The following is a 23,649-nucleotide window of genomic DNA, read 5'->3' on the forward strand; positions in this document are numbered from 1 at the left end:
CCGGTCGTCAGCATCGCGGACGACCGGGCGGGGCCGGCTGGTCACCGGGAGGCCAGCCCGGCGAGCCGGCTGTCCTCCCCCTGCAGGACGGTCAGCTGCAGGCGTTGCATCTGGACGGTCGGCTCGACCCCGAGCTCACGGGCAAGGATGCCGCGCAGGTTCTGATATGCCTGCAACGCCTCCGCCCGGCGGCCCGACTCGTAGAGCACTTCGATCAACTGAGCGTGGAAGGACTCGTTGAGCGGATGGGCTGCCACGAGGGCACGCAGTTCCGCCACGAGTTCCAGGTGGCGGCCGAGCCGGCGCTCCGCGGTGATCCTCAGGTGGGTCGCCTGGAGTCGCACCTCGTCGAGGTGGGCGATGTGCGCGGCCAGCACCTCCCCGACCGCCAGACCGGCGAACGCCGGACCCCGCCAGAGGTCGAGTGCCGTGCGGAGTTCACGCAGCGCCGCCTCCGGCTCGTCGTCAACCAACAATTCACGCGCCCGTTGCACGAGTCGTTCGAAGACATTCACGTCCACGTCCTGCGCCGCGATCCGCATGGCATAACCGGGCGCCCTGGTCGACACCAGGTCCTGACCGAGCGGTGACAACTCCCGCGCCAACATCCGCCGGCCGTGGTAGATGTACGTCTGAAGGGTGGTGACCGCGCTGCGCGGAGGCTTCTCGCCCCACAATTCCCTAATGAGGGTGTCGACCGCCACCGCATCGGGGCACCGGGCGATCAGCAACGCCAGCACCTGCCCGGTTTTCGACGGGCTCACATCGATCGACCTGTCGTCATCCGTGATGATTTCCAGTGGGCCCAGAACGTTGAACCTCATACGCACTCCCCCGTCGCTCACGGTGCTTATGCCGTCGGTTTCGATAGACCGGAAGGACAGCCGGAAAGCGGTCTGATCCGCACCGCCCCCACGCCGGTGAGAAGTCAGGACGTGCGGCCGATTCCCTTGTCACGGCGATGGTCACCCCCTCGGACCAGCAAAGTGGAGGACCCTCCACTTCCCGCTACTGTGCGCCAGTTTACACATGCTCGCCACTCCTCAGGACCACCCGTTTCCCGATCACCGAGGGCCCGGCAAGGGACTGTTTCCGCAGGAAGAGGCGCGATTTCTCGGCCACGGGCGAGGTGATTGCCTAACTGTGACGAAGCGCACTGTCACATCGATGTCTGTATCCATCAGATATCGCGTCCCGACATACGTAAAGAAGGGGAGGATTCGGACACCGGAATTCGCTTTCATCGTCAGCTATTCACCAGATCAACGAAGTGGTGACGGAAAACCAACAGGAGTCCCCCATTCGGGTGATCACATCGGACCTTCCGACGCTGTTTCGGAATTGACGTCGCGAATACCGTATTGATTGCGGCTCAGTGTTCCGACAGCAACCGATGCACGGGACCGGGCGAGCATCCACGGGGGTGGAATCCGGCACTCGCTCTCGACCCGATCCGGGCCGACGGGCCTCACATGCGCCGGAAATCACGCGCGAACTCCGCGTCTCTTCCCGAACGGTCCGCCCGCGCGATCTTCCGGTCCCGCCGGACACGTCCGCGCACCCGAGAACGCGAATGGGAAGGAACGGCATGGCACACATCAGCAGGAGAAGCCTGCTCAGCGGGACCGCCGCGGTCGCGGGTACGGCCGTGGCGGGCATGGCCACGGGAGCGCCCGCGCAGGCCGCCACGACCACCACGACAACCACGACCCCCGCGCTGACGGTCACCCCGGGCGACCCGCGCTACCCCGACCTCGTCGTCGGCAACAACCAGCGGTGGGTCGCGACGCCCGACGCCGTACGGCTGGTCACCTCGTCCGCCCAGGTGCTGCAGGCGGTGCAGGAGGCGGTCGACGCCGGCAAGCGGGTCTCCGTGCGCAGCGGCGGGCACTGCTACGCGGACTTCGTCTACCACTCCGCCAGCAAGGTCGTCATCGACATGTCGGCGATGAACCGGATCTCCTACGACCAGAACCGCCAGGCCTTCGCGGTGGAGCCCGGGGCCCTGCTCATCGCCGTGTACGAGACGCTGCAGAAGGGCTGGAACGTCACCCTGCCCGCCGGCGTCTGCCCGACCGTGGGCATCGGCGGACACGCCACCGGCGGCGGCTACGGACTGCTCTCCCGCAGCCACGGGGTCGTCGCCGACCACATCGAGGCGGTCGAGATGGTCGTCGTCGACGCGAACCGCGTCGCCCGGCTCGTGGTCGCCTCCCGCGGCTCCACCGACCCGAACCGGGACCTGTGGTGGGCGTGCGCGGGCGGCGGAGGCGGCAACTTCGGCATCATCACCCGCTACTGGTTCCGCTCGCCGAACGCCTCCGGCACCATCCCCGGTCAGCAGCTGCCCCGTCCGCCGCGCGAGGTGCTCGTCAGCAACGTGCCGGTGCCCTGGGTGACCCTCGACCAGGCCAGGTTCACCACCCTCGTGCGGAACTTCGGCACCTGGTACGCGCAGAACGCCGGCGCCGACTCCCCCTACACGGCGCTGTCCGGGGTGGCGTTCATCCCGCACCGGTCCGCCGGGGGCATCGGGCTGCTGACCCAGATCGACGCGGCCGTGCCCGACGCCGAGAGGCTGCTCGCCGACTACCTCGCCGCCGTCACCCGGGACACCGGTATCACCGCCCCCTACCCGCCCCGGCGGCTGCGGTGGCTGGCGGCCACCCGGCTCATCGGCACCAGCAACCCGGCCACCATGCTGGACCCGACGATGCGCAGCGCGGTGAAGTCCGCGTACCTACGCCGCAGCTTCACCGACACCCAGATCGCGGCCCTCTGGCGGAACCTGACCCGCCAGGACTACGCGAACCCCAACGCGACCCTCCAGCTCACCGGGGTCGCCGGCGGCAAGGTCAACAGGGTGGCGACCACCGCCACCGCGTACCCGCACCGCAACTCGGCGTTCCTGGCCCTCTACGAGAACTTCTGGATCAACCCGGCGGAGGACGCCCAGCACGTCGGCTGGCTCCGCGACATCTACGGCCAGACGTTCGCCGCCACCGGCGGCTACCCGGTGCCGAACGACCAGACCGACGGTTGCTACATCAACTCGCCGGACATGGACATCCGCGACCCCGAGATCAACCGCTCCGGCGTACCGTGGTCGACCCTCTACTACAAGGAGAACTACCCCCGGTTGCAGCAGGTGAAGGCCCGCTGGGATCCGACGAACTTCTTCCGGCACTCGCAGTCGATCACGCTGCCCTGACGCGATCGGCGCCGGCCCCGAGAGGGGCCGGCGCCGAGAGCCGCGCCACGAGACGGCGGCGCCGGACCGGGTCCGGCGCCGCCGTTACCGTCGGTCCGTCAGCTGGTCGACAAGGGCCGTGGTGTGCGTGGCGGTCCGGAACCGGGGATCGTCGAGCACCTGACGCAGGAAGTCCACCGTGGTGTGCACGCGGGGCCCGGAGATGCGGAACTCGGCCAGGGACCGCAGCATGCGCGCGATGGCCTCGTCGCGGCGGGGCGCCCAGACCACCAGCTTGGCCAGGAGCGAGTCGTAGTTCGGCGGCACCTCGTAGCCGGCGTGCACATGGGAGTCGACCCGGACGAACGGGCCGCCGGGTGGCACGAACTCCGTCACCAGGCCGGGCGCCGGGGCGAAGTCCCGCGCCGGGTCCTCCGCGTTGATCCGGCACTCGATCGCCACCCCGCGGGGCCGCACGTCGTCCTGCGTGAACGCGAGCGGCTCGCCCGCGGCGATCTTGATCTGCTCCCGCACCAGGTCGATGCCGGTCGCCATCTCCGTCACCGGGTGCTCCACCTGGATGCGGCAGTTGACCTCCATGAAGTAGTAGCTGCCGTCGGGATCGACCAGGAACTCGAAGGTGCCGGCGCCGACGTAACCGGCCGCGAGCGCGCCGTCGACGGCGGAGCGCCCCATCCGCTCGGTGAGGTCGACGGGCAGCTCCGGCGCCGGCGTCTCCTCCACCAGTTTCTGGTGGCGTCGCTGCACGGTGCAGTCCCGCTCCCCCAGGTGCACGGCGTGACCGTACCGGTCGCAGAGCACCTGGATCTCCACGTGCCGGGCGTCGCGGAGGTACTTCTCGACATACACCCGGCCGTCGCCGAAGAGCATCTGAGCCGTCGCCTGGGTCCTGCGGTACTCGTCGAGGAAGCTGTCCCGGTCGTGGACGACCTGCATGCCGCGGCCGCCACCGCCCGCGGCGGCCTTGACGATGACGGGGAACCCGATCGTCGCCGCCAGTTCCTCGGCCGCCTCGGGGCTCAGCGGCTGGACGCTGCCCGGTAGCAGCGGCAGGCCGGCGCGGGTCATCAGGGCCCGGGCCGACGTCTTGTCGCCCAGCTCCGCCATCACGGAGGCGGGCGGACCGATCAGGGTGACGCCGAGCGATTCGCACGCGTCGGCGAAGTCGGGTGACTCGGAGAGGAACCCGTACCCGGGATGGATGGCGTCGGCGCCCGACTGCTCGGCGGCCTGGAGCACGGCAGCCGCGTTCAGGTAGCTGCGGGTGGGTGGCGCCGGACCGATCTGCACCGCCTGGTCGGCGAGCTGGACGACGGCCGAGTCGCGGTCCCGGGTGGAGTGCACGGCGACCGTCGGGATCCCGAGCTCCCGGCAGCAACGGGCGATCCGCAGGGCGATCTCGCCCCGGTTGGCGATCAGGATCTTCTTGAACATGCTCAATGCACCTCTCCGCCGATCGTCAACAGCTCCGCCTCCACGGTCACGGCCGAACCGAACTGGCGGAAGCGGGCCCGCCGGTCGGCGCCGAGCTGGTCGGGGGCGAGCGCGCCCAGCTCGTGCAGGCTCGCCCGCAGGGCCGCGCCGAGCAGCTCGGCGGCACGCAGCGGATCCGCCCCCGTGCCGCCCTCCGGCTCGACCAGTACGCCGTCGACCACACCGAGGCGCAGCAGCTCCCGGGCGTCCAGCCCGAGCGCCGCGGCGGCACGCGGGGCCGCGGCCGGGTCCTTCCAGACGATCGCGGCGCAGCCCTCGGGGCTGATCACCGAGTAGACGCTGCTCGAGAACATCAGTACCCGGTTGGCCACCGCGAGGCCGAGCGCGCCACCGCTGCCACCCTCCCCGATGATCACCGTCACCACCGGCACCGACAGGAAGGCCATCAGGCGCAGGTTCTCGGCGATCGCCACCGCCTGGCCCTGCTCCTCGGCGTCCGCTCCCGGATAGGCACCGGGGGTGTCCACGAGCGTGACGATCGGCAGGTCCAGCTTCTCGGCCAGACGCATCAGCCGGGCCGCCTTCCGGTAGCCGGCCGGCACCGGCATGCCGAAGTTGCGGCGCATCAGCTCGGCCGGGTCGTGCCCCTTCTGCTGGCCGAGCACCAGCACCGGCCGGCCGTCCAGCCACGCGGTTCCACCCACCACCGCTGGACAGTCGCCGGAGATCCGGTCCCCGTGCAGCTCCTGGAATTCGGTGAAGGCGAGGGACAGGTAGTCCAGCGTCGTCGGCCGGGTGAGGTCCCGCGCCTGGGAGACGTGCCGCCACGGGTCCGGCTCGGGCAGCGCACGGTGGTCACGGACGACCGGGTCCGCCGGCGCGGGGCCGCCGGAGCGTACGCCGGTGAAGGTGGCCGCGCGCAGCAGCCGGCCCAGTTCCTGGCGCAGTCGCCCACGCTCGACGATCATGTCGATCATCCCGCGGGCCAGCAGGAACTCGGCCGTCTGGAACCCCTCGGGCAGGACCTGGCGGATGGTCTGCTCGATGACCCGGCGACCGGCGAAGCCCAGCCGGGCCCCGGGCTCGGCGACGATCACGTCGGCGAGCGTCGCGAAGGAGGCGGCCACCCCGCCGTACGTCGGGTCGGTGATCACCGAGACGGTCAGCACACCGGCCCGGTCCAGGGCGCCCAGCGCGGCGCTGGTCTTGGCCATCTGCATGAGCGACAGCGCCCCCTCCTGCATCCGCGCGCCGCCCGAGGCCGTCACGATGATCAGCGGCGTGTGCTCGGCCAGCGCCGTCTCGGCGGCGATGGTGATCAGCTCGCCGACGGCGCTGCCGAGGCTGCCGCCGAGGAAGCGGAAGTCCATCACCGCCAGGATCGCCGGGACACCCTCCACCGTGGCCCGGGCGCACAGCACCGCCTCGTTCAGTCCGGTGCGGGCGCGGGCGTCGGCGAGCCGGTCGGCGTAGGGCACCCGGTCGACGAAGCGCAGCGGGTCACTGCTGGTCACCGTGACGGCCAGCGGCTCGTAGCGCCCCTCGTCGGCCAGCATCCCGAGCCGCTGCTCGGCGGTGAGCGGCAGGTGCAGGCCGCACTCGGGGCAGACCCGGTGGTTGCGGATCAGGCGCTTGCCGTAGACCGGGGTGCGGCAACCCCGGCACAGCAGCCAGTCGGTGTCGGTGGAAACAGCTGTGGTGCGGGACATGTGTTCTCCTCGCGACGGAAGCCGATCGGCGGGCGCAGGGCTCAGATCTTGAACACCTGGTCCGCGTAGGCGCTGGCGGCGGGCGGGAACTGCAGCGCCACGTGACTGCTGGCGGTGTTGACGTCACGCCAGGCGCGCTGCATCGGGCTGCTGGTCGCGTGCCCGGACGTGCCGGCCGCCCGGAACAGCCGGTTGACCGCCTCGACGAGCAGGTCCATGGCGAGCGAGCAGTCCCGCAGGTTGCGGCTGGTCTCCAGCGGGGTGATGCCGGCGCCCTGGTCGGCGGCGGCCGCCGCCCGGTCCAGTAGCAGTTCCGCGGCGTCGATCTCGCCGGCGGTCCGGGCGAGGGTGACGTCCTGCTCGACGCGCCGGGGCGGCACCGGGCCGGACCCGGCGGCGGCGGAGCGGATCTTCTCGGCGACGTGGGCGGTCCAGGCCCGTTCCATCCCGCGCGCCGCACCCAGCACGGGGGCGACGAACGACAGCCCGTTGACCGCCGCTAGCGGCACCACGTGACACGGCTCGGTGGAGGCGGCCGCGGCGCCGGTGAACAGGTGCGCGCGGTCGAAGGACCTGGCGTCCGGGACGAGGACGTCCCGCACGACGACCGTGTTGCTCCCGGTCGCGGCCATCCCCACGTTGAACCAGGTGTCGGTGATCTCGCAGGCGGCGCGCGGCACGGCGAACACCCGCGCCGCCGGCGGGCCGTCGGAGGGGACCTGGCCGCAGAGCAGCGCCCAGTCCGCGAAGCCCACGGCACTGATGTAGGCCCACCGCCCGGAGAGCCGCCAGCCGCCGGAGACGGGCTCGGCATCGCCGGTCGGGCTCAGCGACCCCACCACCACCGCGTCGGGACCGTCCGCCCACACCTCCGCCTGGCCCTCGGCCGGGAGCAGGCCCGCCATCCGGCCCAGGTTCGCCACCAGGGAGGCGCACCAGGCCGTCGCCGTGCAGGCCTCGCCGATCCGGGCGACGGCGCGGGTCAGGTCGGTGAAGGTGCCGGCGTTGCCGCCGTGTCGGGTCGGCGCGAAGTGACGCGCGAACCCGGCGTCGATCAGGGCGTGCACGACGTCCGGGTCGAGCCGGCGGTCGGCCTCGGACGCGGCGGCGCAGCGTGCCGCCACCGCGGCGAGGTCCGCCACCGCGGTGGGCGTGAGACGCGTGGCCGGTGAACTCTGCTCGCGCATGGTGGATGCCTCCTCGGTCCGGGCGGGACATCCGACGGCGCGGTCGGCGGGGGCGGTTGGTCCCGCCGTGCCGTGTCCCGTGGTGACCATCGCCGGGGTCGGTCGAAGACGACTCGACCCCGGCTGGAGCACCGACTACAGACCCAGGCCCAGCAGGTCGTCGAGGCCTGCCTTGATCGCGTCGACCGCGAACCCGCGCTCCCGCCGCTGGAAGGTCAGGAACGTGGCGGAGAGGGGGGCCAGCAGCGCCGCGGCCACGAAGTGGGCGTCCACCCCGGGCCGGGCGAGGCCGAGCAGCGTGACCAGGTGGATGTGGTAGATGGTGTACGGGCCGCTGGTGAACCGGGCCGTCGGCGAGCTGGTCTCGGCGGCGACCAGCAGTTCCCGCTGTGCCTCGACCCGGTCGACGAGCGCGTGCAGGAACGCGCGGACGCGTTCGGCGGGCGGGCCGCCGGGGCCCAGCGGCGGCGGGCCCTGCATGAAGGCGGACTGGAACTGCCGCTCCTCCTCGTCCAGCAGGGCGAAGATCAGCCCGGCCCGGTCACCGAACCGGCGGTAGACCGTGCCCACGCCCACCCCGGCCATCCGGGCCACCTCGTCGAGCGACAGGGCGGTGATGCCGGCCCGGGACACGATTCCCGCCGCCGCCGTCAGGATCTTGCGCCGGTTCCGCGCGGCGTCGGCGCGCTCGACCGGTCGACCAGCGATCGGCAGGCTGAGCGCCACGGGTGTCCGCTCGGCCGGAGGTTGTTCGGCCACCTTTGGCCCCTCCCTCGGTCGGCGCCGACCGGTGCCACCCGGGGCGCGGGTTGCTCCATTGTGCCGGTGCTGCGGGAAAACCACCCGCAGGACCCGACCACCGCCGATCGGGGGATGCCCGATCGGGCGACGGACCGGACGGCAGGACGAGGGTCGTTGCACGCACGCGCCACGACGGTTACTCTCGGCACAAACGGAGGGGGTTCCGCTTAGCTTCGCGCGCTCCCCGCCGTCCTCTGCCCCTCGCCTCGACAGCGGAAGGACGCCCATGACCACGAAGGTCGCCGTCATCTACTACTCCTCCACCGGCAACGTGCACGCCCTCGCGCAGGCCGTAGCCGAGGGCGCCGCCAAGGCCGGTGCGGAGGTACGCCTCCGTCGGGTCCCCGAGCTGGCCCCGGACGCCGCGATCGACAGCAACCCGGCGTGGCGGGCACACCTCACCGCCACCGCCGATGTCGAGGTCGCCACCCACGACGACCTGCGCTGGGCGGACGCCTACGCCTTCGGCACCCCGACCCGTTACGGCAACGTCTCCGCGCAGCTCAAGCAGTTCCTCGACGGCACCGGTCAGCTCTGGGCCGCCGGTGAGCTGTCCGGAAAGGCCGCCACGGCCTTCACCAGCGCGGGCAACATGCAGGGCGGCAACGAGTCGACCCTGCTCGCGCTCTACAACACGATGTACCACTGGGGCTGCCTGATCGTCCCGCCCGGCTACACCGACCCGAGCGTCTACGCCGCACACGGCAACCCGTACGGCACGGGCCACGCCGGCGGCAGCGGCCTGCCGGGCGAGCAGGTGCTCGCCGCCGCCAACTACCAGGGGCACCGGCTGGCCACGGTCGGCGCCCGGCTGCTCGCCGCCGCCTGACCCACGCCGCCCGCACGTCGCACAGATCACCGTCGACGGACACCCCCGGCACGAGGGAGCACCCATGACAGACGTGGCACCGGCCCGGTCCATCGCGGAGGTTCCGCCTGACCGCCTCTTCCACGACGAGTTCCACGACGGATTCCGCACCACCGGGCCGGACGCGCGGTGGTTCCACACCACCGCCGGCCCGCACGTCGCCGACGACGGCACGGTGCGCACCTCGGCCGAGGGGCTGCGGGTGGTCTCCGGAGGGCCCGAGGGGCGCCCGGTCTTCACCCGCACCGTCGCCCAGGACACCACGCCGGGCGCGGTCCCCGGCGTCCTCGACCACGTCAAGTGGCTCGTCTACACCACCCACCGGACCGCGGCCGGCACCCCGGGCTTCGAGGTACCGGCCGGACAGGTCCTCACCGGCACGGCCGTGGTGTCCGGACGCACCCACGGCACCACCGGGCACCCCTTCGGTGACCAGGTCACCGACCCGCAGGACGACCTCCGGCTCGCCTCGACGGGGATCAACGCCGTCGATCCGGAGACGTACGTCATCTTCGACTTCCTGCTGACCAACCGGCGGGTGTACGCCTTCTACGAACGCCTCCCGTTCGCCCGCGCCGAACTGGGCCGCTACGCGGCGTTCTCGTACGGCGTGCCGGTGGCCGACCGGTCACCGGAGGACGAGCACGAGCTGGTCCTCTCGTACGACCGGGACGCGGGCGTCGCCCGCTGGCTCCTCGACGGGCGGGAGGTGTTCCGGCTCGACCGGATCGGTCACCACCTGCCCGGCCGGGAGCACCTGATGCTCGACCACGGCGGCACCGAGGCCCTGGTCGTGCCCCGTCAGCTGAACTTCGGCATGGGGATGCTCACCCTGCTCGACGGCGCCCTGCCCGGGCACTCCCCCGTCGGCCTGGTCCGGCTGGTGGGTGACCCCGGCTTCTACGTCGACCCGGTGGCCGGCGAGCCGACCCCCCAGCGCTTCGTCGACGAGGCGAGCCGCCCGGGCAGTCGGCTCTTCGGTCAGGGGGCGGAGCTGTCGGTCCGTCGCTACACCGTGCAGCGCGGTCCGGCCCGATGACCGGGGCCGACACCGCCTCCCGGCCGGCGACGCGGGTCCCGGTGGGGAGGTTGGCGGGCGTGTGGCATCTCGTCTCCTACTTCGACCTGGACGACGAGGGACGCCGGTCGCCGGGCCCGCTGGGTCCGGCGCCGGCCGGTGTCCTCGTCTACACCGCTGACGGGCACATGTCGGTCAGCATGATGCGCACCGACCGTCGCCCCGCCGGTCCCCCGTCCGCAGTGGCCGGGCGGGACGAGACGTTCATGGGGTACGCCGGCAGCTGGCGGCTGGTGGGCGACGAGATCCGCCACACCGTCCTGGTCAGCGCCCACCCGCACATGGTTGGCACCGAACTCGTCCGCGAGGCGGCCCTGGAAGGCGACCTGCTCGTCCTGCACGGCACGTCGCTGATCTCGGGACGCGCGCAGCGACGCGTACTCACCTGGCGGCGCGCCGCGCCGCCGCACCCGCCCGCCCCGCCGGTGCGGGCGACAACCACCGGTGCCACCGGCACCTCGGAAGAAAGCCGATCGACATGAAGGCCCTCATCGCACAGTCCTACGGACCCGTCGACCAGCTCGTGGTCGCCGAGCTGCCGAAGCCCGACCCCGCACCGGGCCAGATCCTGATCCGGTTGCGGGCGGCGGCGCTCAACCCGCTCGACGTCAAGCTCGCCACCGGCGCCATGAAGGAATTCATGCCGGTCCAGCACCCGTTCGTGCTCGGCCTGGACGCGGCCGGCACCGTCGAGGCGGTCGGTGACGGGGTGACCCGTTTCCGCCCCGGCGACGAGGTGGTCGCCTTCACCCACCCGGTCGGCGGCGCCGTCGCGGAGTACGCGCTGGCGCTGGACGGGCCCGAGGTGGTGGCCCGACCGCGGGCGCTCAGCCCGGTCGCCGCCGCCGCACTGCCGGTCGCCGCGATGACCGCGGCGAACATCGTCGAACTGGCCGATCCGGCACCGGATTCCACGATGCTCGTCGTCGGCGCCACCGGTGGAGTGGGTTCGTTCGTCGTGCAGCTCGCCGCGCAGGCCGGCGTCCGGGTGCTGGCCACCGCCCGGCCGGACGAGGTCGACTACGTCCGCGGTCTCGGCGCCGCGGAGGCGATCGACTACACCGCCGCGGACACCGTGGAGGAGACCCTCCGGGCGCAGCCCGGCGGGGTGGACGTCGTGGTCGACCTGATCAACGCTGGGCCGGGGCTCGCCGCCACGGCGGCGGCGGTCCGGCCGGGTGGGCGCCTGGTGTCGCCGGCCGGCGGCCCGCCCGCCTTCGAGCGGGACGTCACGGCCGTCTACGCGCACATCGAGGCGAGCGAGGGGCTGCTGCAGCGCCTCGTCGACCGGGCGGCCGACGGCGGGCTCGCGGTGGAAATCGGCGCGACGTACCCGTTCACCGAGGCGCAGCAGGCGGTGGCGGACTTCGTCGGCAAGCACACCCGGGGCAAGGTCGTCGTCACCTTCTGAGCGACCACGCCCCCCACGCCGTCCACCGGCCCCACCCGGGTGCCGGTGGACGGCACTTCCGGAACCGACCCGAGAGGCGGTATGACGTGTACGCCTTCGATCCCGAGCTGGCCGAGCCGGCCAGCCGGTTGCCGAGAGTCGACTACGCCGACCTCGGGACGGCGCGGGCGGCCGCCCGCGCCATCGCGGCCCACCAGCAGCCGTACCTGCCGGCGACGCCGGTGCGGGTCACGGACACCCGGGCGCCCGGTCCCCCGGGCGCCCCCGACGTGCCCGTACGGCTCTACCGCCCCGCCGTCGCCGGGCCGGTCCCGGCGCTGCTCTACCTGCACTGGGGCGGCTTCGTCATCGGTGGCGTGGACGGCGTGCACCACACCTGTGTCCGGATCGCCGACCAGGTGGGGGCGCTCGTCGTCTCGGTCGACTACCGGCTGGCCCCGGAACACCCGTTCCCGGCCGCGCTGGACGACTGTCACGCGGTACTGGAGTGGGTCGCCAAGGAGGCGACCGAGCTGGGTGTCGACGCCGACCGGATCGGCGTCGGCGGGGAGAGCGCCGGCGGCGGCCTCGCCGCCGCGCTCTGCCTGGCCGTACGCGACAGTGGCGGCCCGGCCCTGCGGCACCAGTGCCTGCTCTTCCCCGCCCTGGACGACCGGCTCGACACCGTGTCGGCGCGGGCCTTCACCGACACCCCGATGTGGGACCGGGCCAACGCCCTGGTGAGCTGGGGTCACTACCTGCGCGGGCGGGCCGGCGCCGCCGACGTGCCGGCGCTGGCCGCGCCCGCCCGAGCCACCGACCTGGCCGGGCTTCCCCCGGCCTTCGTGGTGGCCTGCGAGTTCGACCCGCTGCGCGACGAGGCGATCGACTACGCGCACCGGCTCATCCAGGCGGGGGTCCGCACGGAGCTTCGTTACTACCCCGGCACCTTCCACGCCTCGATCGCGGTCGCCGAGGCGGCCGTCTCCCGGCGGATCCTCGCCGACCAGGTGACCGCCCTTCGTGCGGGCCTGGCCGCCTGACCGCGACGCCCTGTCGGTCGTCCCGGCTTCCACCCCTCCCTCGGTCCACCGGTCGCGCGCCGACCGGGGTTAGGAGCACATCCGTGACCACCGTGTCCAACGCCGGCGTCCAGACCGTCGGCGAGGAGCCGTACCGGATCGTCTGGGACGACTTCCGGGACGGGTTTCACTGCACCGGGCCGGACGCCCGGTGGAGCCTCTACGGTTTCGGCCCGCACGTCGGCGACGACGCGGAGGTCACCACCTCCGCCGACGGCCTGCGGGCGGTCTCGTCCGGCGTGCACCCGACCACCGCGGAGCCGGCCTTCGTCCGCACCCTCGGGCAGGAGCCGCAGCACGGGCCGGTGGTGCCCGGCGCGCTGGACCATGTCAAGTGGCTGGCCTACCCGCAGCACCTGGCCGGTACGGGCGTGCCGGGCTTCGACGCCGTACCGGGGCGGGTGCTGTCGTTCGAGACGTGGCTCTCGGGGCGCACCTACGGCACGTCCGGCCACCCCTTCGGTGACCAGGTCACGGACCCCGAGGACGACCTGCGGCTGGCCTCCGTCGCGATGCCGGTCCTCGACCACGAGACCGCGATGGTCTTCGACTTCTTCCTCACCAACAAGCGGGTGTACGTGTTCTACGAGCGCCTGCCGCACGCGCGCGGTCAGCTCGGCGACTACGCCGCTTTCCTGCACACCGTGCCGGTGGCCGACCGGACCGTCGACGACGAGCACCACGCGGTGATCGCCTACGACCGGGCGGCCGGCACGGTGCGCTGGTTCCTCGACGGGGAGGAGGTCTTCTCGGTGGACCGCATCGGCCATCCCCTGCCGTCCCGCGAGCACCTGATGCTCGACCACGGCGGCGAACCGACGACCGTCGCCCCCCGGCAGCTCGCCGGAGGGATGGGCATGTTCACCATCCTCGACGGCGCGCTCCCGGGCCGCAGCGCCAGCGGACTGGTCCGACTCACCACCGCGCACGCCCACTACTTCGACCCGGTCGCCGGCGCGCCGCGTCCGCAGGCCTTTGTCGACGGAAGCAGCCTGCCCGGCAGCCGGCTGTTCGGCCAGGGCGCCGAACTGCGGCTGCGCCGCTACGTGATCTCCAGCCAGCCGTCACGACCGTGACGGTCACCGGAACCGAAGGGAAGACCCTGATGCAGAGCAGGACGCTCGGCGAGCGCCTCGTCACCTCCGCGCTCGGCCTCGGCTGCATGGGCATGAGCGAGTTCTACGGCGGCCGCGACGACGCCGAGTCGGTCGCCACCATCCGCCGGGCCCTGGAGCTCGGCGTGACCATGCTGGACACCTCCGACATGTACGGGCCGTTCACCAACGAGGAGCTGCTCGGGAAGGCCATCGCCGGGCGGCGGGACGAGGTGGTGGTGGCCACCAAGTTCGGGGTGGAGCGCCGCCCGGACGACGGCTACTTCGGGCTGAACAGCCGCCCGGAGTACGTGCGGCGGGCCTGCGACGCGTCGCTGCGCCGGCTGGGGGTCGATTACATCGACCTGTACTACCAGCACCGGGTGGACCCGACGGTGCCGGTCGAGGAGACGTGGGGGGCGCTGGCCGAGCTGGTGGCGGCGGGCAAGGTGCGGCACCTCGGAATCTCGGAGGCACCGGCCGACGTGGTGCGCCGCGCCCACGCCGTGTACCCCGTCACCGCCGGCCAGTACGAGTACTCGCTGTTCAGCCGGGAGCCGGAGGCGGACCTGCTGCCGACGCTGCGGGAGTTGAAGATCGGTCTGGTCGCGTACAGCCCGCTGGGCCGGGGGATGCTGACCGGGTCGATCGCGAGCCTCGACCAGCTCGAGCAGGACGACTACCGGCGCGGGACCCCGCGCTTCCAGGGCGACAACCTCGACCACAACCTCGCCCTGGTGGGCCGGGTGCGAAAGCTGGCCGCCGAGCGGGAGGTGACCCCGGGTCAGCTCGCGCTGGCCTGGGTGCTGGCGCAGGGGCCGGACGTCGTGCCGATCCCGGGCACCAAGCGCCGCCGGTACCTGGAGGAGAACGTCGCCGCCCTGGGCGTCCGGCTCTCCCCCGCCGACCTCGCCGCGATCGACGCGTCGACCCCGCCGGGCGCCGCCGCCGGCGAGCGTTACCCGTCCGGCCCGCCGGTCGGTCACCGCTGACCCCGCTGCCGGCGGCGGCCGACCGGCCGCCGCCGCGCCGGGGCGGTCAGCGGATCAGGTACTCCGACGGGTCGAACCGGCGGGTGCGACGCCAGTACTCCTGGGCCGGGAAGGGCCAGTTCTGGGCGGAGCGCCCGGCCCGGTTGACGAACCAGCTGCTCACCTTCGACCAGCCCCAGGCCCGCAGCGCGTTGGCCTCGTCGACCCAGGCGTTGTGCCGCTCGAAGACCTCCGGCCGGACCTCCACGGCGCGGTGTCCGCCGGCGAGCAGCTGACGGACCGCGTCGACCAGGTAGGTCACGCCGCACTCGGAGAAGTAGATGATGCTGCCGCCCTGCCCCGACAGGTTGGTGTTCGGCCCGTACAGGCTGAACAGGTTGGGAAAGCCGGGCACGGTCAGACCGAGGTAGGCCCGGGCGTCGCCGTTCCACGTCTCGTGCAGGTCCCGACCGTCCCGACCGGTGACCCGCATCGGGGCGAGGAACTGCGACGCCTGGAAGCCGGTGCCGTAGATGAGGACGTCGACGGAGCGCTCGGTGCCGTCCGCCGTGCGGACGCCCCGCGGCGTCAGCCGCTCGATCGGGTCGGTGACCAGGCGCACGTGGTCCTGCTTGAGCGTCGACAGCCAGGCGCCGTTGTCCCGCAGCACCCGCTTCGCGCCGACGGGGTAGCGGGGGATCACCCGGTCGCGCAGGTCCGGTCGGTCGGCGAGCTGGCCCTCCAGGTACGTCGCCAGGGTGGCCCGCAACTCCTCGTTGACCGCGGAGATCGCCCGCTCGGTGGGCGGGTAGTCCGGGTCGACGACCCACCCCTCCAGCACCCCGTGCAACCCCGGCGCCAACAGCCAGAACCGTTGCCAGGCGGCGTAATACGGCAGGTGCTCGTAGAGCCAGCGGGCGCCTTCGGGCACCGCGTGGTGGTAGTGCGGCGTGGGCCGCAGCCATGGCGCGTTGCGCTGGAAGACGACCAGTTCCCGGGCCTGCGCGGCCACCTCGGGAATGAACTGGAAGGCACTGGCTCCGGTGCCGATCACCGCGACCCGCTGACCGGTGAGGTCCACCGAGTGGTCCCAGCGCGCGGAGTGGAAGGCCGGGCCGGTGAAGTCGGTCCGCCCCGGAAGGTCGGGCACGTTCGGCCGGTTCAGTTGCCCCACCGCGGTGACCAGCACGGCGCATTCGGTGGTACGCGGACCGTCGGGGGTGTCGAGGTGGAGCCGCCAGCGGCCGGTCGCCTCGTCCCACTCGGCGCCGCGCACCTCGGTGTCGAACCGGATGCGCTCGTGCACCCCGGTCTGCTTCGCGAAGTCCCGGAAGTAGTCCAGCACCGCCTCGTGCGTGGCGAAGTGGTCCGTCCAGTCCAGCCGGGGCGCGAAGGAGTAGCTGTAGAGGTGGCTCGGCACGTCGACCCGGCAACCGGGGTAGTGGTTCTCGAACCAGGTGCCGCCGACGTCGCTGTTCTTCTCGTAGATGGTGACCGGCACCCCGACCTGGCTGAGCCGGTACGCGGCGAGCAGGCCGCTCATGCCGGCGCCGACGATGGCGACCTCGACGTCGTGCCCGGGGGCCAGCTCGTCGCCGTGCCACTGCGGCGCCTTCGGGTCCTCCCCGGGCAGCACGACCTCCTCGGCGAGCAGGGGAAGCAGGTCGCTGGTGTCCCGGCCCATCGCCCAGCTGGTGATGTGCCGCAGGGCCGCCGGGTCGAGCGGCGGCACGGGGGCGCCGTCGCGCAGGCGGCGCAACGCCGCGAACGCCAGCTCCCGGGCATGCGCCTGCTGCTCCGCGGAGAGCCCGCCCTGCGGCAGGAAGAGCCAGCCGTTGGGGCGCAGGTCGTCGCGGAGCACGGACAGGTCGCCGGTCAGGTGGGCCACCGTCATCAGCAGCGCGGGCGCCTCCCCGTCGCGCAGGTGGGTCCGCAACGTCTCGTCGTCGACGGTGACGGGTTTGATCCCCGAGGTGAACGTCATGGCAGGCGCCTTCCGGAAAAAAGTTCGGGAGCGGATGAGGTCAGGGTCGGCTCGCCCCGCCGGCCGGACGGCCGGCGCCGGATTCCGCCGGGTGCGGGCAGTCGCCGCCGCAGAGCGCGCGGAAGCCGCGGTCGAAGTAGACGACCGGCGACCCCTCGCCGGGGAGGAGGACCCGCTGGACACCGCCGACCAGGATCACGTGGTCCCCGGCCACGTGGCGGCTGTCGATGACGCACTCGACGGCGGCGAGCGCCTCGCGCAGCACGGTCCCCCCGCCGTCGGTGCGGACGAAGCCGCCGGCGCCGAACTTGTCCGGGCTCTTGCTGGCGAACCGCTTGGCCAGGTCCACGTGGTGGGCGCGCAGGAAGCTCACCGCGAAGTGGCGGCTGCGCTGGAAGACGGGGAACGAGTTGGCCGACCGGTCCAGGCAGACCAGCACCAGGGGCGGGTCGAGGGACACCGAGCAGAACGAGCTCGCCGTGAAGCCGTACGGGGTGCCGTCCTCGTCGTGCGTGGTCACGATCGTCACCCCGGTCGGGAAGCGGGCCATCGCCTCCCGGTAGGCCGCCGGATCGACCGGGCGGACTCCGTTGTCGCTGATCGTGGAATCAGTTGAGCGCATCGGAATCTCCCGGTCGTCCGCAGGGGTGGAGGGGTCAGGAGGCGGGCCGCGACACGAAGTCGGTCAGCGAGACGGTGATCTCCTGCCGGTTGGCCCGGTACGACATGCAGTAGCTGGTCGGGTACCAGCCGGCCTCCTTCCAGGCCGCGGGGAGCTTGAGCGGACGGCAGGACGGCTCCACCCGCCCGGCGGCGAGGTCCGCCAGCCAGGCCCTGGTGATCATCGGCTCGTAGAAGGTGATGTCACCGCCGTAGGCGCCGTACATGAAGGTGTGGGTGAACGGCTGGCCGTTGAACTCGGGGGCCGTCGGGTCACCGAGGTGGTTGCCCATGCCCGGCACCACGGCGTCGATGTCGAGGTAGTCGGCGGGCAGGTAGCGGGCCGGCACGGGCACCCGCGCCTCGGCGTAGTCCGCGCAGTCGACGAGGTTCCCGCCACCGCACGGCCCGGTGCCGATGGCCGCCGTCTCCGCCCGGTCCTGTTGGTAGAAATGCAGGTCGAAGTGGGGGGTGCCGTAGATCTCGGCCGGGGCGTGCCCGCGCGGGTCCCAGTTCAGCATGGCCCACTGGAACGGGCCACCGACCACGTCCCGGAAGCGCTGCGGCAGGTCGAGCAGGTACTCGTGCTCGTGGACGCACTCGGTGGCCGGGTCGGTCGTACCGTCGCCGTCGACGTCGTAGCAGTGCGCGCCGTCGGTCGGCTCGGTCGGCAGGCCGCCGAGCGCCCGACGGTCGAGGACGAAGCCGAGGCTCACCGGCCGGGCACCGGCGAGCTGGGAGTAGATCCGCACCGTCCCGTCGCCGAGCCGCTTCGACGGGCCGTAGTCGGCGCACGGGCCGGGGTACGAGCGGGTGGCGCGGTAGAGCCGCTCGGCCGCGGCGGGCCGCAGCTTCACCGTCCGCTCCTTCTCCGGTCGCCCGATGACCAGACAGACGTCCACCGGAGCGTCGCCCTTCGCGCCGGACCGCTGCGGGCCGGCGACGAACGCGACCGGCACGGTCCGGGGGTCCAGGGGCGGCGGCGCGACCGTCGTCCGGGCCTGCTCCCCGAGGGCGTGGTGGTGGCCGGCGCGGGCGGGCGCCACCGCGGGGGCGGGGGACGATCCGCCGTCCGGCAGTTGGGCGGCGAGGGTGAGCAGACCGGCGACGGCTGCGGCTGCCGCGAACACCCGGCGGGCGCGCGGCGCGGTTGTCATGGACACAGCGACCGTTCCTAACGTGAGGGGTGCGGGGTGGCGTGGGCGCCGGGTCAGGCCCGGCAGGTCGGCAACCGGCCGTCGTTGTAGGCGACCATCTCGCCGAAGATCGCGACGACGTCCAGCGGCCGGCCCGGCGGGCCACCGGCGATCTCGGCGTACGCGCGGTGCAGGTTGCCCACGATGCGCTCTCCGTCGAGCAGGTGGGCGAACGGCGCGAGGTCCGCCGCCCGCGCGGCCGCCAACGGGGTGAGGCCCTCCGCGTGCGCCGTCGCGGCCAGGTCCCGGACCCAGCGCAGGTAGGCGATGTTGTCCTCGATGGCCTGCGGCCCCGTCACGGGCCCGTGTCCGCAGACCACGGTGCGCGGCTCCAGCTTCCGGAGCCGTTCGAGTGCGGTGAGCGCCCCGGAGACCGAGCCCATCAGGTTGAACGGGGCGGCCCCGGAGAGGACCACGTCCCCGGCGAACAGGACGCGCTCGTCGGGCAGCCACACCACCACGTCGTTGGTGGTGTGCGCCGGCCCGACGTGGACCAGCTCGGCGCGCCGGTCACCGACGTGCACGGTGAGCCGGTCGGCGAACGTCACCGCGGGCAGGGTGACCCGCACGTCGCCCCAGTCGACGTCCGGCCAGAGGCCGGTCAGGGCGAGCCCGGTGTCGGCCATCTCCGTCCGGGCCAGTTCGTGCGCGACGACGGTGGCGCCCGGGCCGAAGACGTGGTTGCCGAAGTTGTGGTCGCCGTGGTGGTGGGTGTTGACCACCACGCGTCCGGGTCCCCCACCGATCCCGTCGACGGCCGCCCGGAGGCGCCGGGCGCGTCGCTCGGTGGCGAGGGTGTCGATCACCAGGACACCGTCGGACCCGACGACGACGCCGGCGTTGCTGACGCACCAGCCGCCGGGCAGCTGGGTGTACGCGAAGACGCCGTCGGCCACCTCGGTCAGCGCGCCGTCCGCGTCACCGGCCGCCGCGGCGGGGACCACCGAAGGGGCGCTCACCGGGACACACCCGCCCCGGTGTGCGGGGCCGGCTGCTCCCGCGCGTACCGGCCGGCGTGCTCGAGCGTGGCCCGGCTGTTGCGGCCGAGCACGTCCCGCAGGTGGCGGCGGGCGTCCGCCGGGGTGCTGCCGGCGCCGAGGACGGCGTCGATCGCCGCCGGGTCGACCGCGACGCTGTGTCGGGCCTGGACCTCCGCGCCGCCCGGACCGTCGGCGAACTCCCACGACCCGGCGTGCCCGAGGAGCATTCCCGGCGGGACGACCTGCTTGTAGACGATCTGGCCGGGCAGGCAGAGCCGGATCGAGCGGGTGGTGTGTGACCGGCCCTCGGCGGTCACCGTGTCCATCTCCATGTCCTGCACGTCCGGCTGCGGTTCGCTCAGCGACACCCGGCCGACGTGCGGCAGCCGCTGCGGCCACAGGTCGCTGCGCCGCACGAAGGCGTAGACGTCGGCGGCGCTGACACCGGGCAGCACGACCCGGTCGGTGAAGGAGAAGACCAGGTCGTCGACCGGGTGCCCGAGCTCGGCGACGCGGGCCAGCGCAGCCAGTTCCCGGGCGCTGTTGGTGTCCAGTGCCTGGTTCATCCACGCCAACTGTTCCTCGCCGCCGTCGACGGTGAACCGGTGGGTCAGCACGACCTCGGTCCGCCCGCCGCTCACCGGCCGGAACGTCCAGTCGCCGCCCATCGAGGTCAACGGTGCCTGGCTGCGTTCCTGCCGGAAGGTGACCCGCAGGCCGGCCGGATCGAGGTCGCGCCGGGACGCCCAGGTGTTCACCCGGCCGTTGACCTGCGCCCAGAGTTCGAACCGTTCGACACCCGGGGTGCGCTCCAGGTGCCGTACGTGCACGGTCGGCTCGAAGATCACGGGCCACCGGCGTACGTCGGCGACCAGCTCGTAGACCACCTCCGGGGGCGCGGCCACGACGTGGGTGTGCACGGTCCGGTGCGGCCGGGACGGGCTCATCGGCTCTCCGACGGCCGGGGTCATGACGTCCGGGCCGCGGCGCCGTTGACGAGGTCGACCAGCTCGCGGGGGGTACGCAGGTCGGCGATCCGCTCGTCGGGGATGCGCACCCCGTACTCCTGCTCGATCCGCGCGGCGGTCTCCATCAGCGCCAGCGAGTCGTACCCCAGCTCCTCGAATTCGACGCCGTCGATGTCGCCGGCGAAGGCCGCCGCGTCCGTCTCGCCGGCGCAGGCGACGAGGATGCGGCGCACGTCGTCGATGGTCATCGTGCTCATGGATGGCTCCTTTGTGGTCGGGGCGTGCGGAAGCGGGCCGGTCATCCGGCGGCGCGGACGACGACGGCGGAGTTGAACCCCCACCGGCCCCGGGCGAGCACGAGGGCGGTGGCGACCGGGGCCGGTCGGGGCTGGTCCAGGACCAGGTCGAGGGCGTACCGCTCGGGCACCTGGGTGGTGCCGGTGGTCGGCGGGATCACCCCGTCACGGATGGCGAGCAGGGCGGCGACCAGGTCGGTGGGGCCGCCCCCGGCGTAGAGCCGGCCGAACATCGCCTTGGGCGCGGTCACCGGCACGCCGCGCGGGCCGAACAGACCGCTGATCGCCTCGGCCTCCGATCGGTCCAACTCGGGCACGCCCGCGGCGTCGGCGAACACCACGTCGACGGCGTCCGGGGCGATCCCCGCGTCGGCGAGGGCGAGCTCGGCGGCCCGGCGCAGGGCGGGCGGGCGCGGCGACCCGGGCGGCGGGTCGAAGGTGGAGGCGTAGCCGGCGATCTCCCCGTACCGCTGCGGCACGCCGCGTTCGCGCGCCGCCGCGAGGTCCTCCAGCACCATGATCGCGCCGCCCTCGCCGGGAACGTAGCCGGCGGCCCGCCCGTCGAAGGGCAGGTAGGCCCGGTCCGGGTCGGTGGCGGCGCTGACCCGGCCGCTGGACACCTGAGACGTCCAGCCCCACGGGTCGAGCGCCGAGTCCACCCCGCCGGTGACCACGAGCGAGGTGCCGCGGCGTACGGTCCGCCGCGCGTGCCCCACCGCGTCGAGGCCACCGGCCTGCTCGGCCACCAGGGCGCTGCTCGGGCCGCGCATCCTGTTCCGGATGGAGATCTGACCGGTGTTCACCGCGTAGAACCAGGCGAACGACTCGTAGACGCTGACCGCCTGCGGTCCCTGCGACCAGAGCTTGTGGAACTCGCGGTGGGTGAACTCGAAGCCGCCGGAGGCGTTCGAGGTCACGACGCCCATGTCGTAGTCGGTCAGCGTGGCCGGGTCGACCTTCGCGTCCGCGATCGCCCAGTCGGCGGTGGCCAGGGCGAGCCGGGTGGAGACGTCGGTCTGCGGCAGCAGCCGGCTCGGCAGGTGCTCCTCCGGCCGGAAGTCGAGGATCTGCCCGGCGAGCGCGGCCGGGTACGCGGCGACGTCGAAGCGGGTGATCCGGCTGATCCCGTTCCGGCCGGCGAGGACGTTGGCCCAGAACCGTTCGAGCCCCAGCCCGACCGGGGTCGCCACGCTCATGCCGGTGACCACCACCGTGCCCGTCATGCCCGCACCTCCGGCCGTCGCAGCACTATCGCACTCTGGAAACCGCCGAAACCGCTGCCGACCGTCAGCACGGTGTCGACGTCCTGTTCCCGGGCGACCAGCGGCACGTAGTCGAGGTCGCACTCCGGGTCGGCCTCGTGCAGGTTGGCCGTGGGCGGTACGACACCGTGCTCGATCGCCAGGAGCGAGGCGGCGATCTCGACGGAACCGATGGCACCGAGCGAATGCCCGACCATCGACTTGATCGAGCTGACCGGCACCTCGTACGCGTGCTGCCCGAGGCTGCGCTTGTAGGCAGCCGTCTCGTGCCGGTCGTTCTGCCGGGTGCCCGAGCCGTGCGCGTTGACGTAGTCGACCGCGGTGGGGTCCAGCCGCGACTCGTCCAGCGCCACCCGGATCGCCTCGGCCATCTCCCGGCCGTCGGCCTTGAGCCCCGTCATGTGGTACGCGTTGCACCGGGTGGCGTACCCGGAGACCTCGGCGTAGACGTGCGCGCCGCGGCGGCGGGCGCTCGCGTACTCCTCGAGCACGAACATCGCCGACCCCTCAGCGAGGACGAACCCGTTGCGAGAGCCGTCGAAGGGCCGCGACGCGTGCTCCGGGTCGTCGTTGCGGGAGGTGGTGGCCTTGATGGCGTCGAAGCAGGCCGCCACGATCGGCGTGACCGGCGCGTCCGAGGCGCCGGCCAGCATCACGTCCGCGCTGCCCTCACGGATCAGTTGGACGGCGTGGCCCACCGAGTCCAGGCCGGAGGTGCAGCCGTTGGAGACCATCGCCACCGGCCCCTCGGCCGCCACCGTCCAGGCCACCTCCGCCGGCATGACGCTGGGAATCAGGTAGTCGAACATGTGCGGCGAGACGTAGTCGGCGTCGACCTCCCACCGCCGTCCGCTGTCGGAGAGCACCAGGTACTCCCGCTCCAGGCTGGTGGCCGCGGCGACCGCGCTGCCCAGACTCACGCCGACCCGGTGCGGGTCCAGCGCGCCGAAGTCCAGGCCGCTGTCGGCGATCGCCTCCCGGGCGCAGACCACGGCGAACTGCGACGCCCGGTCCATCCGGCGGACCTCACGGGGCGTCAGCCCCTCCCGGGCCGGGTCGAAGTCGGCCTCCCCGGCGACCTGGGACCGGTACGGCGACGGGTCGAAGAAGGAGATCCGCCGGGTCGCCGTTCGGCCCGCGGTCAACAGGTCCCAGAATTCCTTGGTGCCGTTGCCACCGGGGGCGCGTACGCCTATCCCGGTGATGACGACGCGCCGCGTCACCGGACACCGTCCGGGCACGTGCAGGCCCTCGAACTCAACATCGCAGTACGTCCCTCACTGCCGGTCGACTACTACCGCGTCCGTGTTCAGCCGCGATGACGAGGGACAGCGTGCGGGGGCGTACTTGAGGCCGGCTTGAAGATCGATGGGGGTCGGGGCGCCGGGCGGCGACGGCCCGGCGCCCCGACCGGTCGGACGCTCCTATGCCGCGTCAAGTGGTTGGGGTGGGGTTTCGAGGCGTCGGTAGAGCTCTCG

General features: G+C 72.9%; 21 protein-coding genes. 8 read left to right on the plus strand and 13 right to left on the minus strand.

Features of this window, described 5'->3' with window-relative positions:
* Positions 1–41 precede the first annotated feature (41 nt).
* Positions 42–824, minus strand: coding sequence for an AfsR/SARP family transcriptional regulator (locus V6U89_RS16370; RefSeq protein ID WP_334572022.1), 783 nt, complete (start codon positions 822–824; stop codon positions 42–44).
* 764 nt (positions 825–1,588) lie between these two features.
* On the opposite strand from V6U89_RS16370, the gene V6U89_RS16375 reads away from it, so the two are divergent.
* Positions 1,589–3,211 (plus strand): FAD-binding oxidoreductase, encoded by a 1,623-nt coding sequence (locus V6U89_RS16375; RefSeq protein ID WP_334572023.1) that lies wholly within the window; start codon positions 1,589–1,591, stop codon positions 3,209–3,211.
* Between the two features lie 84 nt (positions 3,212–3,295).
* Here V6U89_RS16375 and V6U89_RS16380 read toward each other — a convergent pair whose 3' ends face one another.
* The 4 genes from V6U89_RS16380 to V6U89_RS16395 all read right to left on the minus strand — a co-directional run bounded on the left by V6U89_RS16380 (position 3,296) and on the right by V6U89_RS16395 (position 8,300).
* Entirely contained in the window at positions 3,296–4,645 is a 1,350-nt protein-coding gene (locus V6U89_RS16380) for an acetyl-CoA carboxylase biotin carboxylase subunit (protein ID WP_334572024.1), read from the minus strand.
* Between the two features lie 2 nt (positions 4,646–4,647).
* Positions 4,648–6,399, minus strand: coding sequence for an acetyl-CoA carboxylase, carboxyltransferase subunit beta (gene accD / locus V6U89_RS16385; RefSeq protein WP_334572049.1), 1,752 nt, complete (start codon positions 6,397–6,399; stop codon positions 4,648–4,650).
* Positions 6,396–7,541: a hydrolase gene (locus V6U89_RS16390; RefSeq protein ID WP_334572025.1), complete on the minus strand. Its 1,146-nt coding sequence runs from the start codon at positions 7,539–7,541 to the stop codon at positions 6,396–6,398. The genes accD and V6U89_RS16390 overlap by 4 nt, the downstream gene beginning before the upstream one ends.
* A 135-nt stretch (positions 7,542–7,676) precedes the next feature.
* On the minus strand, positions 7,677–8,300 hold the full coding sequence (locus V6U89_RS16395) for a TetR/AcrR family transcriptional regulator (protein WP_334572026.1): 624 nt from the start codon (positions 8,298–8,300) through the stop codon (positions 7,677–7,679).
* A gap of 268 nt (positions 8,301–8,568) precedes the next feature.
* Between V6U89_RS16395 and wrbA the strand changes: the two genes are divergently transcribed.
* From wrbA to V6U89_RS16430, 7 genes are all read left to right on the plus strand, one after another.
* The gene (gene wrbA, locus V6U89_RS16400; protein ID WP_334572028.1) at positions 8,569–9,171 is read left to right on the plus strand and encodes an NAD(P)H:quinone oxidoreductase; all 603 of its coding nucleotides are present in this window, start codon (positions 8,569–8,571) and stop codon (positions 9,169–9,171) included.
* A 64-nt stretch (positions 9,172–9,235) separates the two neighbouring features.
* Positions 9,236–10,249, plus strand: a complete 1,014-nt coding sequence (locus V6U89_RS16405) for a DUF6081 family protein (RefSeq protein WP_334572030.1) — start codon at positions 9,236–9,238, stop codon at positions 10,247–10,249.
* Between the two features lie 59 nt (positions 10,250–10,308).
* Complete coding sequence (locus V6U89_RS16410) at positions 10,309–10,770, plus strand: lipocalin-like domain-containing protein (protein ID WP_334572031.1); 462 nt, start codon at positions 10,309–10,311, stop codon at positions 10,768–10,770.
* A complete protein-coding gene (locus tag V6U89_RS16415) occupies positions 10,767–11,699 on the plus strand; it encodes an NADP-dependent oxidoreductase (protein WP_334572032.1) in 933 nt (310 codons plus the stop codon). The genes V6U89_RS16410 and V6U89_RS16415 overlap by 4 nt, the downstream gene beginning before the upstream one ends.
* Before the next feature lie 86 nt (positions 11,700–11,785).
* Positions 11,786–12,721, plus strand: coding sequence for an alpha/beta hydrolase (locus V6U89_RS16420; RefSeq protein ID WP_334572033.1), 936 nt, complete (start codon positions 11,786–11,788; stop codon positions 12,719–12,721).
* An 83-nt stretch (positions 12,722–12,804) separates the two neighbouring features.
* Positions 12,805–13,836 (plus strand): DUF6081 family protein, encoded by a 1,032-nt coding sequence (locus tag V6U89_RS16425; RefSeq protein ID WP_334572034.1) that lies wholly within the window; start codon positions 12,805–12,807, stop codon positions 13,834–13,836.
* A gap of 29 nt (positions 13,837–13,865) precedes the next feature.
* Positions 13,866–14,846, plus strand: coding sequence for an aldo/keto reductase (locus V6U89_RS16430; RefSeq protein WP_334572035.1), 981 nt, complete (start codon positions 13,866–13,868; stop codon positions 14,844–14,846).
* Between the two features lie 46 nt (positions 14,847–14,892).
* Here V6U89_RS16430 and V6U89_RS16435 read toward each other — a convergent pair whose 3' ends face one another.
* Genes V6U89_RS16435 through V6U89_RS16470 form a run of 8 tightly spaced genes read right to left on the minus strand, consistent with a single transcriptional unit; the run spans position 14,893 to position 23,394 of the window.
* Positions 14,893–16,809 (minus strand): flavin-containing monooxygenase, encoded by a 1,917-nt coding sequence (locus tag V6U89_RS16435; protein ID WP_334572036.1) that lies wholly within the window; start codon positions 16,807–16,809, stop codon positions 14,893–14,895.
* A 40-nt stretch (positions 16,810–16,849) separates the two neighbouring features.
* Positions 16,850–17,431: a flavin reductase family protein gene (locus V6U89_RS16440; RefSeq protein WP_334572037.1), complete on the minus strand. Its 582-nt coding sequence runs from the start codon at positions 17,429–17,431 to the stop codon at positions 16,850–16,852.
* Between the two features lie 34 nt (positions 17,432–17,465).
* Positions 17,466–18,632, minus strand: coding sequence for a hypothetical protein (locus V6U89_RS16445; RefSeq protein ID WP_334572038.1), 1,167 nt, complete (start codon positions 18,630–18,632; stop codon positions 17,466–17,468).
* A 47-nt stretch (positions 18,633–18,679) separates the two neighbouring features.
* Positions 18,680–19,624 (minus strand): MBL fold metallo-hydrolase, encoded by a 945-nt coding sequence (locus tag V6U89_RS16450; protein WP_334572039.1) that lies wholly within the window; start codon positions 19,622–19,624, stop codon positions 18,680–18,682.
* Positions 19,621–20,592, minus strand: coding sequence for an aromatase/cyclase (locus V6U89_RS16455; protein ID WP_334572040.1), 972 nt, complete (start codon positions 20,590–20,592; stop codon positions 19,621–19,623). The genes V6U89_RS16450 and V6U89_RS16455 overlap by 4 nt, the downstream gene beginning before the upstream one ends.
* Before the next feature lie 20 nt (positions 20,593–20,612).
* Positions 20,613–20,870, minus strand: coding sequence for an acyl carrier protein (locus V6U89_RS16460; RefSeq protein WP_210778013.1), 258 nt, complete (start codon positions 20,868–20,870; stop codon positions 20,613–20,615).
* A gap of 41 nt (positions 20,871–20,911) precedes the next feature.
* Positions 20,912–22,132 (minus strand): ketosynthase chain-length factor, encoded by a 1,221-nt coding sequence (locus tag V6U89_RS16465; protein ID WP_334572041.1) that lies wholly within the window; start codon positions 22,130–22,132, stop codon positions 20,912–20,914.
* On the minus strand, positions 22,129–23,394 hold the full coding sequence (locus V6U89_RS16470; RefSeq protein ID WP_334572042.1) for a beta-ketoacyl-[acyl-carrier-protein] synthase family protein: 1,266 nt from the start codon (positions 23,392–23,394) through the stop codon (positions 22,129–22,131). Before V6U89_RS16470 ends, V6U89_RS16465 begins: the two co-directional genes overlap by 4 nt.
* Positions 23,395–23,649 lie beyond the last annotated feature (255 nt).

The organism is Micromonospora sp. CPCC 206171 (assembly GCF_036906755.1).
Lineage (GTDB): Bacteria > Actinomycetota > Actinomycetes > Mycobacteriales > Micromonosporaceae > Micromonospora > Micromonospora purpureochromogenes.

Bases quoted from the DNA above. Each gene is read 5' to 3' on its own strand.
- V6U89_RS16375 (WP_334572023.1), top strand. From the start codon at position 1,589: ATGGCACACATCAGCAGGAGAAGCCTGCTCAGCGGGACCGCCGCGGTC.
- V6U89_RS16405 (WP_334572030.1), top strand. From the start codon at position 9,236: ATGACAGACGTGGCACCGGCCCGGTCCATCGCGGAGGTTCCGCCTGAC.
- wrbA (WP_334572028.1), top strand. From the start codon at position 8,569: ATGACCACGAAGGTCGCCGTCATCTACTACTCCTCCACCGGCAACGTG.
- V6U89_RS16440 (WP_334572037.1), bottom strand. From the start codon at position 17,431: ATGCGCTCAACTGATTCCACGATCAGCGACAACGGAGTCCGCCCGGTC.
- V6U89_RS16435 (WP_334572036.1), bottom strand. From the start codon at position 16,809: ATGACGTTCACCTCGGGGATCAAACCCGTCACCGTCGACGACGAGACG.
- V6U89_RS16430 (WP_334572035.1), top strand. From the start codon at position 13,866: ATGCAGAGCAGGACGCTCGGCGAGCGCCTCGTCACCTCCGCGCTCGGC.
- V6U89_RS16370 (WP_334572022.1), bottom strand. From the start codon at position 824: ATGAGGTTCAACGTTCTGGGCCCACTGGAAATCATCACGGATGACGAC.
- V6U89_RS16460 (WP_210778013.1), bottom strand. From the start codon at position 20,870: ATGAGCACGATGACCATCGACGACGTGCGCCGCATCCTCGTCGCCTGC.
- V6U89_RS16455 (WP_334572040.1), bottom strand. From the start codon at position 20,592: ATGAGCCCGTCCCGGCCGCACCGGACCGTGCACACCCACGTCGTGGCC.
- V6U89_RS16415 (WP_334572032.1), top strand. From the start codon at position 10,767: ATGAAGGCCCTCATCGCACAGTCCTACGGACCCGTCGACCAGCTCGTG.
- V6U89_RS16390 (WP_334572025.1), bottom strand. From the start codon at position 7,541: ATGCGCGAGCAGAGTTCACCGGCCACGCGTCTCACGCCCACCGCGGTG.
- V6U89_RS16465 (WP_334572041.1), bottom strand. From the start codon at position 22,132: ATGACGGGCACGGTGGTGGTCACCGGCATGAGCGTGGCGACCCCGGTC.
- V6U89_RS16380 (WP_334572024.1), bottom strand. From the start codon at position 4,645: ATGTTCAAGAAGATCCTGATCGCCAACCGGGGCGAGATCGCCCTGCGG.